This is a genomic window from Amycolatopsis sp. La24, assembly GCF_029087445.1.
Taxonomy (GTDB): domain Bacteria; phylum Actinomycetota; class Actinomycetes; order Mycobacteriales; family Pseudonocardiaceae; genus Amycolatopsis; species Amycolatopsis nivea.
The window spans coordinates 68,392-84,108 of sequence record NZ_JARACH010000024.1 but is presented as its reverse complement, the minus strand read 5'-3'; the positions used below and the strand labels follow the sequence as shown (position 1 = coordinate 84,108).

Genomic DNA, 15,717 nt, shown 5'->3' with positions numbered 1-15,717 from the left:
CCGAGCCTCGGTGCTTTATCGCTGCAAGACCTCCCTGCTCACCCCAAAGCCCACAGTCGCGCGTAGTGGCCGTCGGCGGCGACCAGCTCGGGGTGGGTGCCCTGTTCGACGATGCGGCCGTGGTCGAGCACCACGATCCGGTCGGCCTTCGCGGCGGTTGCCAGGCGGTGCGCGACTACGAAGGTGGTGCGGCGACGGGCCAGGTGTTCGGTGGCGCGGAGGACCGTGGCTTCGGTGGCTGGGTCCAGGGCGGCGGTGGCTTCGTCCAGCAGGAGCACGTCCGGGTTGACCAGTTCGGCTCGGGCCAGTGCGACGAGCTGCCGCTGTCCGGCGGACAGGGAGCGGCCGCGTTCGCCTACTGGTTGCCGGAAACCGGCAGGGAGTGCGGCTACTCCGTCCAGCGCGCCGACTGCTCGTACGGCGGCCTCGACTTCCGCGTCGGTGGCTTCGGGGCGGCCGTATCGCACGTTGTCCGCGACGGTTCCGGAGAACAGGTGTGCTTCCTGCGGCACCACGCCCATCCGGGCGCGCAGTGCGGGGAGGTCGTACTCGCGGACGTCGACGCCGTCGATCAACACCGCGCCGCCGGTGGCGTCGTAGTAGCGCGCGACGAGCTTCACCGCGGTGGACTTGCCCGCGCCGGTCGCGCCGACCAGTGCCACGGTTTCGCCTGCCGCGACGTCCAGCGTCAGGTTCTCCAGCGCGGGCTTTTCTGCGCCGGTGTAGGAGAAATCGACGTCCTTGAACCGCACTTCGCCGGACAGGTGTGCGGGCAGTTCGACCGGGTTCTCGGCAGGCGGCACCGACGTGGGGGTGCGCAGCAGGTCGCCGATGCGGCTCAGGCCGACGCGGGCCTGCTGGTAGCCGTCGAACACCGACGACAGTTGCTGGATCGGCGAGAAGAATTGCTGCAGGTACAGCAAGAATCCGAGCAGCACACCGGCTTCGAGCGTGCCGCCTGCGACGCGGTGGGCGCCGACGACCAGCACTGTGGTGGTCGCCAGATCCGACATCAGCGAAACGAGCGGGAAGTACGTCGCGATGTACCGCTGCGCGCGCAGCCGCGACCGGCGGTAGTCGTCACTGCGCGACGCGAACACCTCCGCCGAACGCTCTTCGCGCGTGTACGCCTGGGCGACGCGCAGACCGCTGACGTTCTCCTGCATGTCCGCGTTGACGACGCTCACCTTCTCGCGCGCCTCGCTGTACGCACGCGAGGCGACCCGCCGGAAGATCAGCGTGGCTACAAGCAGGATCGGCAGCATGGCCAGCGCGTAGACGGCCAGCGCGGCATCGGTGACCAGCAGCGCTACCGTGATGCCCACCAAGGTGAGCGCGCTGACGACCGCGGTGGCGAGGCCGGTTTGCAGGAACGTCGACAACGCGTCGACGTCCGTGGTCATCCGGGTCATGATCTTCCCGGACAGTTCGCGCTCGTAGTAGTCCAGCCCGAGCCGTTGCAGGTGTGCGTAGCTCCGCACGCGCAGCGAGTAGAGCACCGTCTCGCCGACGCGGGCGGTGAGCCGGGTTTGCCAGCGCACCACGAACCAGTCGGCTGCCACCACGAGCGCGCCGATCCCGGCCAGCAGCCACACGACGCTCGCCACGCCGGGCAGGACGCCGTGGTCGACCCCGCGTTGATACAGCGCGGGCAGTGCGAGCGAGGCCAGCGCGTCGGCCGCGACCAGCCCGATCACGCCGATGAGCGGCCACCGCACCGGACGCAGGATCCGGGACAGCTTGAAGCCGGGATCCGGGGCCGTGACGTCCACATCGGACAGTCGCGGCCGGTCGGTGGCCGGAGGCAGCCTGCGGACGCCTTCCAGCAGTTCGGGGGTCGGCGGTACGTCGGCGCCGCCACTGCCCGCGAATCCGGTGCCGCCGCCGGGCACGCCGCCGCGGGCCTGCGCGGCCTCGGCGAGAGCATCGACCTCGTCGCGCTCGTCCTCCGGCCACAGCACTGCGGTGGTGCCGTCCGAGCCTGGCTCGAGGTTGTCGCAACGGTGCGGTTTTTCAACGTCGTCGCCCGGCCCGGCGACCAGTTCGCGGAACAGCGCGCACCGCGCCAGCAACTCCTCCTCGGTGCCGACGTCGACCACCCGGCCCTGATCCATTACCGCGATCCGGTCCGCCAACTGCAGCGTCGACCGGCGGTGCGCGATGAGCAACGTGGTGCGTTCGGCGGTGACCGCGCGCAGCGTGTCGTGGATCGCGGCTTCGGTGACGGTGTCGATCGCCGACGTCGCGTCGTCCAGGATCAGCACTCGCGGGTCAGTGAGCAGAGCGCGCGCGAGGCCGAGCCGTTGCCGCTGCCCGCCGGACAGCGTGAGCCCGCGCTCGCCCACCTCGGTGGCGTAGCCGTCCGGCAGCGCGCGGATGAACTCGTCCGCCTCCGCCGCGCGGGCGGCCGCGAAGACCTCCTCGTCGCTCGCGTCCGGGCGGCCGTACGCGATGTTGTCCCGCACCGAGGTGGAGAACAGGAACGCTTCCTCGAAGACCACGCCGATCGCCTGCCGCAGATCCTTCAACGGCACGTCGCGCACATCCAGCCCGCCGACCCGCACCGAACCGGAGTGCACGTCGTAAAACCGGGGCAGCAGCATGGAAATCGTGGACTTGCCGGACCCCGCCGTGCCCACCAGCGCGAGCGTTTCGCCGGGGCGGGCTTCGAGCGTGAGCCCGTCGAGCACCGGGTCGCTGCGGGTGTAGCCGAACTTCACGTCGGTCAGCTCGACGCCCAGCGTGCCGGGCGGCAACGGCCGCGCATCGGGGCTGTCGGCGACCTCCGGCTGCGCGTCGATCAGCTCGTACACCCGCTCCGCGCCGGCCCGCGTGAGCTGCGCTTGAACGACCAGCCCGGACAGGAACCGCGCCGGGCCGATCAACGCCGCGAGATACGTGGCGAACGCGAGGAACGTGCCGAGACTGATCTGCCCGTTCAACGCCAGCACGCCGCCGATCGCCAGCACCGCGACCTGACCCGCGGCAGGCAATGCCGACGTGGTCGCTGTCGGCAACGCGGACAGCTTCGCCGCGCGCAACCGCTCCGCGAACAGCTTCCGTGCCGTGCGCTCCAGCCGCGCGACCTCGCGCGCCTCCTGCCCGAACCCCTTCACCACGCGGACGCCGGTGACGGTCTCCTCGACGTGCTGCGCGACATCCGCCGCGCGCTGCTGCGCCGACCAGGTCGCCGGGAACAACCGCCGCCTGCTCAACGCCACGACGATCCCGACCGCGGGCGCGACCACCAGCGCGATGAGCGTGAGCAGCGGCGACATCCACAACATCGCGCCCAGCGACAGCACCGCGAAAATCACCGACCCCGCCGACAGCGGAACCTGCATCAGCAACCCGGTGACCAGCTGCAGATCCGAAATCGCACGCGACACCACCTGCCCGGTGCGCAACGCGTCCTGCTTCCCGCCGTCCAGCCGCGAGACCGCGCCGAACACCCGGTTCCGCAGATCGTGCTGCACGTCCAGCGCCAGCCGCCCGCCCACGTACCGGCGCAGGAACGCCGACCCGAACGCGACGACCTGCAACGCCACCAGCCCCACCGCGAGCCCGGCCAGCTGCGCCGTATGCCCGGCCACCGCGTCGTCCACCGCCGACCGCACCAGCAACGGACTCGCCGCCTGCACCCCGACGCTCAGCACCGCCGCCGTCATCGCGAGCACGACAACGCCGCGGTGCTCCCAGCAGGCAGCGGACAACCGGCGCACCCAGCCGACCGGTCGGGGCGCCGTCTCAACGATCGGACGGTCTTGACGCGCAGGCGTCGCAGTGGTGGTCACATCACAAGGTTAGGGAGCGGCACCGACAATTTATTCCCGAGCAAGCCGCCGGCCCGGACCAAACGGGCACAACCGGCGCTCCGCCGGACAGAGGTGGCGAACGGCACGCCAGCGGGTTCCGCAGGACCCTGGAAGCCCTGCGGAGCAGGGAAACCCTGGTCCGGACGGCACAGGTGAAAGGTTGAACGTTCACCTGGTCACGGGGAAGAACCCCGGCCAAATCCACCCCCGAACGAGCGCTCCCGCCCAATGTTCTTTAAGCTAGTACCCGGCGACCCGCTCCCAGTGACCCCCAGGCTGGTTGAGCGGGTCGCCCCTTCTTCCCTTCCTCTGCTCGCGCCTGGCGGCGCTTCGCCCAGGAAGGGGCGTCGTATTGCCCGGGGGGCCGAGCCCCCCGGACCCCCACGGTGCGTTCGGTGGCGGTTGGGTGGGGGGTTGGGTGGAACAAAAAGCGTTGGGGCATAACAAAGCGGCGAGGGCCTTTGGCCCTCGCCGCTTTGTGGTGGCTGGGTTACGCCAGGGCGGTTTCCACGGGGGTGTGGGGGAGGCCGTGGGCGGTGGCTACCGGGGCGTTCGTCAGGGCGCCGGCGTGGGTGTTGAGGCCAAGGGCCAGGGCCGGGTCGGCGGAGAGGGCGGCCTTCCAGCCCTTGTCTGCCAGTTGCACGGCGTAGGGCAGGGTGACGTTGGTCAGGCCGTAGGTGCTCGTGCGCGGGACCGCGCCTGGCATGTTCGCCACGCAGTAGAAGACCGAGTTGTGGACCGTGTAGGTCGGGTCGTCGTGCGTGGTCGGGCGCGAGTCGGCGAAGCAGCCGCCCTGGTCGATGGCGATGTCCACCAGGACGCTGCCCGGCTTCATGCGGGAGACCAGGTCGTTGGAGACCAGCTTCGGGGCCTTCGCGCCCGGGACCAGGACCGCGCCGATGACCATGTCCGCTTCGAGAACCGACTCTTCCACCGACAGGCGGTTCGAGGTGACGGTGCGGATGCGGCCGCCGAAGTCGTTGTCGATCTGGCGGAGGCGGTCGACGTTCGTGTCCAGGATCTCCACGTCGGAACCGAGGCCAAGGGCGACCCGGGCGGCGTTCAGACCCGCCACGCCGCCGCCGATGACGACCACGCGGGCCGGGTGCACGCCGGGGATGCCGCCGGGCAGGACGCCGCGGCCGCCGCTCGGCTTCATCAGGGCGTAGGCGCCGACCTGCGGGGCCAGCCGGCCCGCGACCTCGGACATCGGGGCCAGCAGCGGCAGCGCGCCGTTCGGCTTCTGCACCGTCTCGTAAGCGATCGCGGTGGTGCCCGCGGCCAGCAGCGCGTCGGTCAGCGGACGGTCCGCGGCGATGTGCAGGTAGGTGAACAGCACCAGATCCTTGCGCAGGCGCGGGTACTCCTCGGCGATCGGCTCCTTGACCTTCAGCACGAGCTCGCCCTCGGCCCACGTCTCGTCCGCGGTGGCGAGCACCTTCGCGCCCGCGGCGACGTACTCCTCGTCCGTGATGGACGACCCGGTCCCGGCACCCGTCTCGACGAAGACGTCGTGCCCGCGACCGACCAGTTCGTGCACGCCTGCCGGGGTCAACGCGACCCGGTACTCGTGCTTCTTGATCTCACGGGGAACGGCGATGCGCACTGTCCTGCCTCCTGGCGGCGGTTCTGTCGAAGGTGTTGCCACTCACGGTGATCTACCCGGACGGCGGTGTCATCATCCCGCCGCCACAGTCTTGCGCCGGGTCAGTAGTGCTCCCAGGACAACGCACTTGACCTCGACCGCACTCGAGGTAGTTGGCTGGCACCCGGCGGAGACCTCGAGGAAGGGCTTACATGCGAGCGGTGTGGCTGCGGGAGTTCGGCGGGCCGGCGGTGCTGCAGGCGGGGGAGGCCCCCGATCCGGCTCCCGGGCCGGGACAGGTGCTGATCGAGGTGGCGTTCGCCAACGTCACCTTCGTGGAAACGCAGTTCCGGGCGACGGGGACGGGGCCGTTCGGCAGCACGCTTCCGATGGTGCCCGGCAACGGCGTCGGGGGTGTGATCAGCCGGGCCGGGGAGGGCGTCGACCCGGCTCTGGTCGGGAAACGCGTGGTGACGTCGACCGGCGGCAGCGGCGGTTACGCGCAGCGCGTGGTCGTGGACGCGGCGTTGGTGTTCCCGGTGCCGCACGCGCTGAGCCTCGACGCGGCCGTCGCGCTGCTGGCCGACGGCCGCACGGCGACCGGGCTGGTGCACGCGACCGCGGTGGCGCCGGGGGAACGGGTGCTCGTCGAGGCTGCCGCCGGAGGGGTCGGCAGTCTCTTGGTGCAGCTGGCGAAGGCCGCGGGCGCGGAGGTCGTGGCGGCGGCGCGCGGGGCGGAAAAGCTTGCCCGCGCCCGGGAATTGGGTGCGGACCTGGCGGTCGACTACACCGATCCGCAGTGGACCGAGGAGGCCGGGGAGGTGGACGTGGTGTTCGACGGCGTGGGAGGCGCGGTCGGCACCGCGGCGTTCGGACTGGTGCGGCCCGGCGGGCGGATGGCGATCTACGGTCTGGCAAGCGGTTCCTGGACCGAAGTGTCCGAAGAGGACGCTGCCGCGCGGGGCGTGAAGCTGATCCGGTCGATCGGCGACGCGGCGGAGATGCGCGGCTACACCGAATCGGCACTGGCGGCCGCCGCGTCCGGACAGCTCACTCCGGTGATCGGGCAGCGGTTCCCGCTGGAGCGGGCGGCTGACGCGCACGCGGCGATCGAATCTCGGGGCACGATCGGGAAGACGCTGCTGGTCGCGTGACCGGTTTCGACGTCGACAGTTTCCTCGCGCAGCCGCTGACCGCACGGGTCGCCACCGCTGGTCCGACCGTCCGGCCCACCTGGTATCTCTGGGAGGACAGGGCGTTCTGGATCCTCAGCGGCCCGTGGTCGCGGCTGCCCGCTCGGGTGCGCGAGGAGCCGCGGATCGCGGTGACGGTGGACGTCTGCGATCTCGCGACCGGCTTGGTGCGTCAGGTGATCGCGCGCGGGTCAGCCGCCCTCGAACCGTTCGACGTGCCGCGCGGACGACGGAAACTGGTGCGCTACCTGGGCCCGGATGAGTCCGCGTGGGATCCGCGGTTCCGCGCATATCTGCTGGACGATCCGGCTGAACGCGGCACGGTGTGGGTCCGGATGGAGCCGGAATCGTTGCGCGCCAACGACCTCAGCTACCAGGTCAGCTCCAGCGGAGTGCGATCAGCTGGGTAAGCAAAGCGAGCCGTACGTCAGGATCATCAAGGTTCAACGGAACAAGTTCCAACAGCCGTTTCATCCGGTACCGCAACGTGTTCGGGTGAATGCGCAACCGTTCCGCTGCAGCGCGGGGGTCGCCGGGGTGTCGGAGCCATTCGTAGAGAGTGTCGACGTACCCGGCATTGCTCGCGTCGTCGTGTGCGCGCAGCACGCCGAGCGGGCCGAGTTCCGACACCTGCGCCGCCGCTGCTCCGGCGGCGGCGCGGTGCAGGACCAGGGCGGTCCAGGCCTCGTCGTAAGCCACGACGCGGCCCTCGACCAGCCCGGCTCGCAGCAGGCCCAGTGCCTCGTCCGCCTGGGCGCGTGACGCGGCCAGCGCGGTCGGGTCGCCCGGTGCACCCGCAGCCGCGCGCGGTAGGCCGCCTCGGCGGGACGCGGGTTGGGCGAGCAGCGCCTCTCGCAGTTCCGGCCAGCCGCCCTCGCCGGGGCGGTCTGCAACCACGACGTACAGCAATCCGCCGAGTTCCGCCGCGACCGGACGGCGTCCGAAACCCTGCGAGATCCGTTCCAACAATGCCAGCAACAGTCCTTCGGCGTCCCGGCTGTCGCCACCGCTGACGTCCACGACGACGACCCGGTGCGGCTCGTCGGACAGGTCCAGTTCGGCGACTACTCGACGCGGCGGGACCTGTCCTTCCAAGACCGCGCGCAGCAATTCGGCGGAAGCGCGGCGTTGGGCGTCCGTATGCGCGCGCCGCCGCAGCAGGTGCAGCGCGACCACCGGGGCCGCATCCGCGAAAGCCGCCGCGCGTTCCTCGGAAACCGGGCCGGGGACGACCGCCCACATCGAGCCCAGCAGTTCGCCGCCCATCCGGATCGGCACGATCAGCCGCGGCAGGGTGCCGTCGCGCTGGGCCGGGACGAAGATCGTCTGCCTGCCGCGGGAAAGCTCGCGGAACACGCCGCGCGAGCGGAACCGGGCGAGTACGTCGTCCGGGATGCGGCGGCCCATGATCGTCGCGACGCGCGCCGGGTCGGTGAGGTCCTGGCGCGCGGAGTACGCGAGCACGCGCGAGTTGGTGTCCTCGATCGTCACCGACGCGTCGACCACCGCGGCCACCGCGTCGGCGAGCCGGAAGAGGTCGCCGGAACCGGGGTCGCCGCCTTCTTCGAGCGCTTCGGATTCGTCGGCGAGCGCGTCCAGCACCGTGCGCAACAGCCAGACGAGCTGAGCCCAGGACGTCGCCGCGTGTACCTGGATCAACGCGATCCCGGCCGACTTCGCCGCGCGCCGCACCGACTGTTTCGCCGCCAGCGGCGGTTTCAGCAGCACCGCTGCCGCACCCCGTCCGGCGCTCACCCGGACGAGTGCCGCGGCGTCGGCTTGCCCGATCGTGGCGACGCCCAGCACCAGGTCGCCGGCGGCGATGGCGGACTCCGCGCCCGGTTCGGCGATCACCACGTCGCCGACCGCCGGACAGCCTTCGGGCACGAGAAGCGCGTGGAGCAGCGTGGGACCGACCCGGTCCACGACGCTGCGCACCGAAACCACAGCTACCTCCAGCGCTCCTGACGTTCTTGCTGGAACGGTAGAAGACTGCACCGGTTTCGCCACCCGCGGCACTAGTTAGCGCGAAACACCTTCGGCCACGGCTTGAAGTACGACACCAGCGTCGCGCCCAGCAGCAACGTCAGCCCGACGCTCATCGCCCCGGTGCCCGACACCGCGCTCGCCCCGACGAGCTCCCCGCGCGAAGCCTGCTCGCCGTGCTCGACAAAAGACGGGACCACCAGCAGGTTGCCGCCGACGAAGAGGGCGAGCGTCGCCACCAGTTTCCACAGCACCCAGTGGTAGCGCACCAGCTTCCACTTCGTGCCGAGGCCGAGCACCACACCGGTGGCCAGCGCGAGCAGGCTGGCCGGGAAGTAGAGCGCGCCCGCGAGGATCCCGGCGATGACGTTCGCGCTGCGCGTGGTCACCGGATCGAAGCCGGCGATCGCGAGAACGCTGCAGATCAGCACCGCGAGCTCGGCTCCGATCCAGCCGACCGACGCGACGACGTGGCCGAACAGGAACCACTTCCGGGTCGACGGCCGCATTCTCCAGTCCATGCCCCTGAGCGTGCGCGTTACCGCATCGTCGCGTCGTCCGTCAGCGCTCGGCACTTGTTCCTACGTCCGGGTGCGTAGGACTCTCATCCCGTGAGAGCTGTTGGGCGTTTCGTCCGGGCTGGTTAGCGTCGCGCCAGCCGACCCGATCCCGACCGCTAGGAGCGAGCAGATGCCGGAAGACACCACGAGCTGGTCCTTCGAGACCAAGCAGATCCACGCGGGGGCGGCGCCCGATCCGGCCACCGGAGCCCGTGCGACGCCGATCTACCAGACCACGTCGTACGTCTTCCGCGACACGCAGCACGGGGCGGATCTGTTCAGCCTCGCCGAGCCCGGCCACATCTACACGCGCATCAACAACCCGACCCAGGACGTCCTGGAGCAGCGCGTCGCCACGCTCGAAGGCGGCGTCGCCGGTCTCGCGTTCGCCTCCGGCTCGGCGGCGGTCACCGCGGCGATCCTGACCCTGGCCAACGCGGGCGACCACTTCGTCACCAGCCCGTCGCTGTACGGCGGCACCTACAACCTGTTCCACTACACGCTGCCGAAGCTCGGCATCGAGGTCACCTTCATCGACGACCAGGACGACGCCGAGCAGTGGCGGGCCGCGGTCCGGCCGAACACCAAGCTGTTCTTCGCCGAGACGCTGGCCAACCCGAGCAGCGCCGTCCTCGACATCCGCAAGGTCGCCGACGTCGCGCACGAGGCCGGGGTCCCGCTGGTCGTGGACAACACCGTGCCGACGCCGTACCTGGTCCGCCCGATCGAACACGGCGCCGACATCGTCGTGCACTCGGCGACGAAGTACCTCGGCGGCCACGGCACGACCGTCGCCGGCGTCCTGGTCGACGGCGGCACGTTCGACTTCGGCAAAGACCCGGGCCGGTTCCCCGGCTTCAACGAGCCCGACCCGAGCTACCACGGCCTCAAGTACTGGGAGGCGCTCGGCCCGGGCGCGTTCGCGGCCAAGGCGCGCGTGCAGATCCTGCGCGACACCGGCGCGGCGATCGCTCCGCTGAACAGCTTCCTCATCCTGCAGGGCATCGAGACGCTGTCGCTGCGCGTCGAGCGGCACTCCAAGAACGCGCAGGCGCTCGCGGAATGGCTGGAAGAGCGCGACGAGGTCGAGAAGGTCTACTACGCCGGGCTGCCGTCGAGCCCGTACCACGCGGCGGCGCAGAAGTACCTGCCGCGCGGCGTCGGCGCGGTGCTGTCGTTCGAGCTGCGCGGCGGGGTCGAGGCTGGCCGGAAGTTCGTCGACGGCACCGAACTGCACAGCCAGCTGGTGAACCTCGGCGACGTGCGCAGCCTGATCGTGCACCCGGCTTCGACCACGCACAGCCAGCTCGGCCCCGAGGAGCAGGTCGCCGCGGGCGTCACGCCGGGTCTCGTGCGGCTCGCCGTCGGACTGGAAGGAATCGAGGACCTGAAGGCCGATCTCGAGGCGGGCTTCCGGGCCGCCAAGGCGGCGCTGTGACGGATCCCGGCGCGAGTCTTCCGCCCGTCACCGGCGCGTGGCGGGCGGGCGACCCACCCGGCAGGCGGCAGTGGTTCACCGGTCCCGGCGCGCTCGCGCTGGAGGCCGGTGCGACCCTGCCCGGCTACACCCTCGCGTACGAGACGTGGGGAACGCTCAACTCCGACGCGTCCAACGCGGTCCTCGTCGAGCACGCTCTCACCGGCGACAGCCACGTCGCCGGGCTCGCCGGACCCGGACATCCGAGTCCCGGATGGTGGGACGGACTGATCGGTCCCGGCAAGGCTTTCGACACCGACGAGCTGTTCGTCGTCGCGCCCAACGTGCTCGGCGGCTGCCAGGGGTCGACAGGTCCGTCCTCGCCCGCTCCGGACGGCAAGGCGTGGGGCAGCCGATTCCCGGTTTTGACCGTCCGGGACCAGGTCAAGGCCGAAGCGGAACTCTCGGACGCGCTCGGCATTGACCGCTGGGCCGCCGTCGCGGGCGGTTCGATGGGCGGGATGCGCGCACTCGAATGGGCCGTAAGTCAACCCGATCGGGTCGCCTCCGCGCTCGTTCTCGCCTCGACCGCTCGCGCGTCCGCCGAGCAAATCGCCTGGGCCGCCCCTCAGCTGCACGCGATCCGAGGCGACCGCGCGTGGCACGGCGGCGACTACTACACCGCGGCCGAAGGCCCGTACCGCGGACTGGGCGTGGCCCGGCGGATCGCGCACGTCACCTACCGCTGCGAACCCGAACTGGAGACGCGTTTCGGGAACCGTCCGCAGCGGGACGAGGATCCGCTGGCCGGCGGCCGGTTCGCGGTCGAGTCCTATCTGGACCATCACGCGGACAAGCTCGCCCACCGGTTCGACGCGGGTTCCTACGTGGTGCTCACCGAATCGATGAACACCCACGACGTCGGCCGGGACCGAGGCGGGGTGGCCGCTGCGCTGGGCCGGGTCACCGCGCGCACCGTGGTCGCTGCGGTGGACAGCGACCGGCTCTACCCGCCGTACCAGTCGCACGAGATCGCGGCGGGAGTCGGCGGCGAGGCCACGGTGCTGACCTCGCCGTACGGCCACGACTCGTTCCTGATCGAGACCGAGCAGATCGCCGCGTTGGTCAAGACTCTGCTGGGCTGAGACGCGGTGAAGGCCGCCTCGAGCGAACTCGAGGCGGCCTTCACCCAGTCTTGCGAACCGTCAGCCGATCGCCGAGGTCAGCGGCGAGTAGTAGCCGCCCCGCTGCCCAGCGGCAGTCGGGTGGTACGACTCGTCCACCGGCCACGTCAAGCTGTGCAGGTAGTCGCTGGCCGCCGAGCAGATGTTGTGCCCGACGAACGCCGACCGGACGTCCACGAACTTCCCGCCCGCGGCGGAAACCCGCGACGACAGCACCGAGGCCAGCGTGTCCGCCCCGGAGTTGATCGCCGACCGCTTCGTGTCGCTCAGCCCGACGTTGCACGAACCCGGCACGGTGTAGAAGCGCGGATACGAGAGCACGACCAGGCTCGCCCCAGGGGCCTTGCTCTTGGCCGCCGAATACACCTTGTCCAACAGCCCGGGCAGGGTGTTCTGGACGTAGGTCTTGGCCGTGTTGACCCGGTCCACGCAGGTCTGGTCGCTGCCCAGCGTGCACGTCTTGATCACGTCGGTGAACCCGGCGTCGTTGCCGCCCACGGTGAGCGTGATCAAGGTGGCGTTGGACGGCATCGAGCTGATCTGGTTCAGCACGTCGCCGGTCTTCGCGCCCGAGCAGGCGAGGAAGGTGAAATTGGTGCCGGAGTGGGCGTTGGCCCACAACTGGCCGTACGCGTTGGCACTGCGTTTGCAGCTGCCGGAATCTCCGTAGCTCCCGGCTCCCACTCCGGAGGAGTAGGAGTCGCCGAGCGCGACGTAGTTTTGCGACGCAGCGCTCGCACCGGTGGCGAAGCCGAGCGAGGCAGCGAGAGCGACCCCCAGGGCCGCGCACATCCGAAGGATGCGTCGTGATGGTTGACGGGTGTTTGCAGCCATAGGTCACTCCTGTCGTGACAGCTTGACGCGGTAAAGCTTTACCAGGTGCAATCCCCACGAGACACCCCTGAAATCCGGGTGCGTCCACTTGGCTCAAGCAGGAAGTAGGACCGGAAGTTAGCGCTCGCTAACCACGGGACCTACTATGTGCGGATGCCGGCGAATTCCCTCCCACTGGTGAACGGCGCGAAGCCGAACAGGCGGGAACAGATCCTCTCCGCCGCCGCCGAGCTGTTCGCCCACCACGGTTTCCACGGCGTCGGCATCGACGACATCGGCGCGGCCGTCGGCATCTCCGGTCCCGCGCTGTACCGGCATTTCCGCAGCAAGGACGCGATCCTCGGGGAAATGCTGAACTCGATCAGCCACTTCCTGCTCGAAGGCGGCACCGCGCGCGCCGCGGCGGGCGGCACGCCGGACGAGCTGCTGGCCGCGCTCGTGCGGTTCCACGTCGACTTCGCGCTCGACCATCCGGCGCTCATCACCGTGCAGGAGCGCAATCTCGCGAATCTCACCGACGGTGACCGGAAACAGGTGCGCGCGCTCCAGCGGCAGTACGTCGAGGTGTGGGTGCGGGCGATTCGCGAAGCTGTGCCCGGCCTCGGCGAACGCCAGGCGCGCTCGGCGGCACACGCCGTGTTCGGCTTGATCAACTCGACGCCCTACAACCGCCATCTCGGTGACGGGGCACTCGCCGATCTGCTGTGCCGGCTCGCGCTGGGCGCCCTTTCCGCGGCGGGCTGAGCCCGCGATCCGGGGTATCCCGCCGACCGCCGGTCTGGTGTTTGATAGGCACGTGACCGCGGACCGGAGCGAAGGCGAGCAGCGGCTCGTCGAGAAGGCGCAGCGCGCGCTCGTCGCCATCAGCCTTGGCGAGGACACGGAGGCGCTGGAAGAGGTCACGCCCACGTCGCAGGAGCCGGGCGAACGCGACGAGGAAACCAAAGAGCTGATGCTGCTGCTCTTCGGCGAGTGCAGCGCCATGGTGTCGACCCTCGGCGACGGCGGCACCGCCCCGGTCAAGGTGCAGGTGTTCGACGAGGCGGGCGAAGAGGTTTCGATCGACCAGGCCGACCCGCCGGTCCGCACCGCCGTCCGCACGCTGCTGGCCGAGGTGCACGGCAACACCGCCGCCGCGCGCGAACAGGTCGAGATCGCGCTGGCGAGCGCCGCGCCGAACGAGGTGGACAGCCTCCTGCTGCAGGCACTGCGCTGGACGATCCGGCTGTCGGTCGAATGCCTCGAACGGGATCTGCCGGTGGCAGGCTGGATCTCGGACGCGGTCGCGGGCTGACTGTCTCGTCTCGCGACCTCAGCGCCAACCCAGTCGCGCTCATCGACCGAGAGCACCGTGCGTCGACGGCCGGGGCCCGCAGCACACCCGCGCTACCGAGAAAGCCTCACTGGGTCTCCCACCTGCACCCAATGTCACACCGTGGTGCTGAGGACTGGGCTGGACACGGCGGTTAACGAGCACTAACATCTCCGGCGGAGTTAACGACCGCTAACGTCTCGACGGAGAGCCATGGACACGCCGGTACTGCGCAGTTCCGCGGATCCGAACAGCGACACCTTCACCCGCAGCGTCACTTCGCACGGAGAATTGGTCGAGGATCTGCACAAGCGGCTCGCCGCCGCTCGCCTCGGCGGGCCGGAGAAGTCGCGCGCCCGCCATGTGGAACGCGGCAAGCTGCTGCCCCGCGACCGGGTGGACGCGCTGCTGGACCCGGGATCCCCGTTCCTCGAGCTGTCCCCGCTCGCGGCCACCGGGCTGTACGACGACGAGGCCCCGTCGGCGGGCATCATCACCGGGATCGGGCGGGTGTCCGGCCGCGAATGCGTGATCGTCGCCAACGACGCCACGGTCAAGGGCGGCACCTACTACCCGATGACGGTGAAGAAGCACCTGCGGGCGCAGGAAGTCGCCCTGCACAACAACTTGCCGTGCATTTACCTGGTCGACTCGGGCGGCGCGTTCCTCCCGCGCCAGGACGAGGTCTTCCCGGATCGCGAGCACTTCGGCCGGATCTTCTACAACCAGGCCACCATGTCCGCTCGCGGCATCCCGCAGATCGCCGCTGTGCTCGGCTCGTGCACCGCCGGCGGCGCGTACGTCCCGGCGATGAGCGACGAAGCGGTCATCGTGCGCAATCAGGGCACCATTTTCCTCGGCGGCCCGCCGCTGGTGAAGGCCGCGACCGGCGAGGTCGTCACGGCAGAGGAGCTGGGCGGCGGCGACGTGCACTCGCGGCAGTCCGGCGTCACCGACCACCTCGCGGACGACGACGCGCACGCGCTGCGCATCGTCCGCGACATCGTTTCCACGCTCGGCCCGCGTACGCCGCGGCCGTGGGACGTCAAGGCGATCGAGCCGCCCGCCGCGGACGAACGCGAGTTGTACGGCGTGGTGCCGACGGATTCGCGCACCCCGTACGACGTGCGCGAGGTCATCGCCCGCGTCGTCGACGGCAGCCGGTTCGCGGAGTTCAAGAAGGAATACGGCTCGACGCTCGTCACCGGCTTCGCGCACATCCACGGCCACCCGGTCGGCATCATCGCGAACAACGGCGTGCTGTTCGCCGAGTCCGCGATGAAGGGCGCGCACTTCATCGAACTGTGCGACCGGCGCTCGATCCCGTTGGTGTTCCTGCAGAACATCACTGGCTTCATGGTCGGCCGCGCGTACGAGGCGGGCGGCATCGCCAAGCACGGCGCGAAAATGGTCACCGCGGTGGCGTGCGCGCGGGTGCCGAAGTTCACCGTGATCATCGGCGGCTCCTTCGGCGCGGGCAACTACTCCATGTGCGGCCGGGCGTATTCGCCGCGGTTCCTGTGGATGTGGCCGAACGCGCGGATTTCCGTGATGGGCGGCGAGCAGGCGGCCTCGGTGCTGTCGACGGTGCGCCGCGACGCGATCGAGGGCCGCGGCGGCGAATGGTCCACAGAGGACGAAGAGACCTTCAAGGACCCGATCCGCGAACAGTACGAGGAACAGGGCAGCCCGTACTACTCCACGGCGCGGCTGTGGGACGACGGCGTGATCGACCCGGCGGACACCCGCACGGTGCTCGGCCTCGCGCTTTCGGCCGCGGCCAACGCGCCCTTGCCCGAGGTCAACTACGGCGTTTTCCGGATGTGATAGG

12 protein-coding genes are annotated in these 15,717 nt (G+C 70.3%); 7 read left to right on the top strand and 5 right to left on the bottom strand.

Going from position 1 to position 15,717, the window contains the following annotated elements; translation table 11 throughout:
* Window positions 1-38: 38 nt before the first annotated feature.
* Window positions 39-3,755, bottom strand: coding sequence for an ABC transporter ATP-binding protein (locus tag PUT80_RS23070; RefSeq protein WP_275293416.1), 3,717 nt, complete (start codon window positions 3,753-3,755; stop codon window positions 39-41).
* Between the two features lie 550 nt (window positions 3,756-4,305).
* Window positions 4,306-5,421, bottom strand: a complete 1,116-nt coding sequence (gene ald / locus PUT80_RS23065) for an alanine dehydrogenase (RefSeq protein WP_037817164.1) — start codon at window positions 5,419-5,421, stop codon at window positions 4,306-4,308.
* 191 nt (window positions 5,422-5,612) lie between these two features.
* Here ald and PUT80_RS23060 point away from each other — a divergent pair, with 191 nt between their 5' ends.
* The gene (locus PUT80_RS23060; protein ID WP_275293395.1) at window positions 5,613-6,554 is read left to right on the top strand and encodes a zinc-binding dehydrogenase; all 942 of its coding nucleotides are present in this window, start codon (window positions 5,613-5,615) and stop codon (window positions 6,552-6,554) included.
* Window positions 6,551-7,003 carry a pyridoxamine 5'-phosphate oxidase family protein gene (locus PUT80_RS23055; protein WP_275293394.1) on the top strand — a complete coding sequence of 151 codons (453 nt, stop codon included), beginning with the start codon at window positions 6,551-6,553 and terminating at the stop codon, window positions 7,001-7,003. The genes PUT80_RS23060 and PUT80_RS23055 overlap by 4 nt, the downstream gene beginning before the upstream one ends.
* Here PUT80_RS23055 and PUT80_RS23050 read toward each other — a convergent pair.
* Both PUT80_RS23050 and PUT80_RS23045 read right to left on the bottom strand, forming a co-directional pair.
* Window positions 6,972-8,540, bottom strand: a complete 1,569-nt coding sequence (locus PUT80_RS23050) for a helix-turn-helix domain-containing protein (protein WP_275293393.1) — start codon at window positions 8,538-8,540, stop codon at window positions 6,972-6,974. The two genes, PUT80_RS23055 and PUT80_RS23050, sit on opposite strands and share 32 nt — an antisense overlap.
* A gap of 71 nt (window positions 8,541-8,611) precedes the next feature.
* Window positions 8,612-9,100, bottom strand: a complete 489-nt coding sequence (locus PUT80_RS23045; protein WP_275293392.1) for a hypothetical protein — start codon at window positions 9,098-9,100, stop codon at window positions 8,612-8,614.
* Window positions 9,101-9,269: 169 nt separating this feature from the next.
* Between PUT80_RS23045 and PUT80_RS23040 the strand changes: the two genes are divergently transcribed.
* Both PUT80_RS23040 and PUT80_RS23035 read left to right on the top strand, forming a co-directional pair.
* Window positions 9,270-10,577 (top strand): bifunctional o-acetylhomoserine/o-acetylserine sulfhydrylase, encoded by a 1,308-nt coding sequence (locus PUT80_RS23040; protein ID WP_275293391.1) that lies wholly within the window; start codon window positions 9,270-9,272, stop codon window positions 10,575-10,577.
* Entirely contained in the window at window positions 10,574-11,701 is a 1,128-nt protein-coding gene (locus tag PUT80_RS23035; RefSeq protein ID WP_275293390.1) for a homoserine O-acetyltransferase, read from the top strand. Before PUT80_RS23040 ends, PUT80_RS23035 begins: the two co-directional genes overlap by 4 nt.
* A 60-nt stretch (window positions 11,702-11,761) precedes the next feature.
* On the opposite strand, the gene PUT80_RS23030 is transcribed toward PUT80_RS23035, so the two are convergent.
* The gene (locus PUT80_RS23030) at window positions 11,762-12,532 is read right to left on the bottom strand and encodes an SGNH/GDSL hydrolase family protein (RefSeq protein WP_134668679.1); all 771 of its coding nucleotides are present in this window, start codon (window positions 12,530-12,532) and stop codon (window positions 11,762-11,764) included.
* Between the two features lie 195 nt (window positions 12,533-12,727).
* Here PUT80_RS23030 and PUT80_RS23025 point away from each other — a divergent pair, with 195 nt between their 5' ends.
* From PUT80_RS23025 to PUT80_RS23015, 3 genes are all read left to right on the top strand, one after another.
* Window positions 12,728-13,318 (top strand): TetR/AcrR family transcriptional regulator, encoded by a 591-nt coding sequence (locus PUT80_RS23025; RefSeq protein WP_037817267.1) that lies wholly within the window; start codon window positions 12,728-12,730, stop codon window positions 13,316-13,318.
* A 52-nt stretch (window positions 13,319-13,370) separates the two neighbouring features.
* Window positions 13,371-13,868 carry a hypothetical protein gene (locus PUT80_RS23020; RefSeq protein ID WP_106961326.1) on the top strand — a complete coding sequence of 166 codons (498 nt, stop codon included), beginning with the start codon at window positions 13,371-13,373 and terminating at the stop codon, window positions 13,866-13,868.
* A gap of 231 nt (window positions 13,869-14,099) precedes the next feature.
* Window positions 14,100-15,713, top strand: a complete 1,614-nt coding sequence (locus PUT80_RS23015) for a carboxyl transferase domain-containing protein (RefSeq protein ID WP_037817151.1) — start codon at window positions 14,100-14,102, stop codon at window positions 15,711-15,713.
* Window positions 15,714-15,717 lie beyond the last annotated feature (4 nt).

Bases quoted from the DNA above. Each gene is read 5' to 3' on its own strand.
- PUT80_RS23025 (WP_037817267.1), top strand. From the start codon at position 12,728: ATGCCGGCGAATTCCCTCCCACTGGTGAACGGCGCGAAGCCGAACAGG.
- PUT80_RS23030 (WP_134668679.1), bottom strand. From the start codon at position 12,532: ATGTGCGCGGCCCTGGGGGTCGCTCTCGCTGCCTCGCTCGGCTTCGCC.
- PUT80_RS23015 (WP_037817151.1), top strand. From the start codon at position 14,100: ATGGACACGCCGGTACTGCGCAGTTCCGCGGATCCGAACAGCGACACC.
- PUT80_RS23045 (WP_275293392.1), bottom strand. From the start codon at position 9,100: ATGGACTGGAGAATGCGGCCGTCGACCCGGAAGTGGTTCCTGTTCGGC.
- PUT80_RS23060 (WP_275293395.1), top strand. From the start codon at position 5,613: ATGCGAGCGGTGTGGCTGCGGGAGTTCGGCGGGCCGGCGGTGCTGCAG.
- PUT80_RS23040 (WP_275293391.1), top strand. From the start codon at position 9,270: ATGCCGGAAGACACCACGAGCTGGTCCTTCGAGACCAAGCAGATCCAC.